Annotated in this window: 2 protein-coding genes; both read right to left on the bottom strand. The window is 65.4% G+C overall.

The features are described 5' to 3' along the window. Window positions 1-43 precede the first annotated feature (43 nt). A complete protein-coding gene (locus PCA31118_RS26865; protein ID WP_150627967.1) occupies window positions 44-976 on the bottom strand; it encodes an electron transfer flavoprotein subunit alpha/FixB family protein in 933 nt (310 codons plus the stop codon). Between the two features lie 14 nt (window positions 977-990). Further along, window positions 991-1,263 (bottom strand): electron transfer flavoprotein subunit beta/FixA family protein (locus PCA31118_RS26860; protein WP_425495412.1); only part of this gene is annotated, 273 nt, incomplete at its 5' end.

Here is a 1,263-nt window from a genome sequence, read left to right as displayed (position 1 = left end):
CTTCACTTCCTGGTTGCCGCGTCGAAACACGGCTGGCGCGTGCTTACAGCGCGCCCGTCAGCTCCGGCACCACCGTGAACAGATCGCCCACCAGGCCGTAATCCGCCACCGAGAAGATCGGCGCTTCCGGATCCTTGTTGATCGCCACGATCACCTTCGAATCCTTCATGCCCGCCAGATGCTGAATCGCACCCGAAATGCCCACCGCCACATACAACTGCGGCGCCACGATCTTGCCCGTCTGGCCGACCTGATAGTCGTTGGGCACATAACCGGCATCGACCGCCGCGCGCGATGCGCCCAGCGCCGCGCCCAGCTTGTCCGCCAGCGGCTCGAGCACCTTGGTGTAATTCTCCCCACTGCCCAGACCGCGACCGCCCGAGACGATGATCTTCGCCGAGGTCAGCTCCGGACGATCCAGCTTCGTCACCTCGCGGCCAACGAACTGCGACACCCCGGCGTCCGGCGTGGCCGCCACGGTTTGCACCGCTGCGCTGCCGCCCGTGGCCGCTGCCGCGTCGAAGCCCGTCGAGCGCACCGTGATCACCTTCACCTTGTCCGCGCTTTGCACCGTCGCAATCGCGTTGCCCGCATAGATCGGGCGCTCGAACGTGTCGGCGCTCTCAACCTTCGTGATGTCCGAGATCTGCGCGACATCGAGCAACGCCGCCACGCGCGGCGCGATGTTCTTGCCGTACGCCGTGGCCGGGGCCAGGATGTGCGAGTACGCACCCGCGAGCGACACCACTTCGTCCGCAATGTTCTCCGCCAGACCGTCGCCGAAGTACGCCGCCTCGGCCAGCAGCACCTGCTTCACACCGGCGATCTGCGCGGCGGCATCCGCCGCTGCCTTCGCGTTGTTGCCTGCGACCAGCACGTGCACGTCGTCGCCGCATTGCAGCGCGGCCGTCACCGTGTTCAGGGTCGCGGCCTTCAGGCTTTGGTTATCGTGTTCTGCAATGACCAGAATGCTCATCTCGTCGTCTCCCCTTAAATGACCTTCGCTTCGGTCTTGAGCTTTTCGACGAGCGTTGCCACGTCCGCCACCTTCACCCCCGCGCTGCGCTTGGGCGGCTCGGCCACTTTGAGCGTCTTCAACCGCGGGCTCACGTCAACGCCCAGATCCGCAGGCTTGACCGTCTCGAGCGGCTTCTTCTTCGCTTTCATGATGTTGGGCAGCGTCACGTAACGCGGCTCGTTCAGACGCAGGTCCGTCGTGATCACCGCCGGCAGCGACAGCGACACCGTCTCCAGACCGCCATC

Source organism: Pandoraea captiosa, assembly GCF_902459775.1.
Classification (GTDB): domain Bacteria; phylum Pseudomonadota; class Gammaproteobacteria; order Burkholderiales; family Burkholderiaceae; genus Pandoraea; species Pandoraea captiosa.
This window is presented reverse-complemented; position numbering and strand designations above follow the sequence as displayed.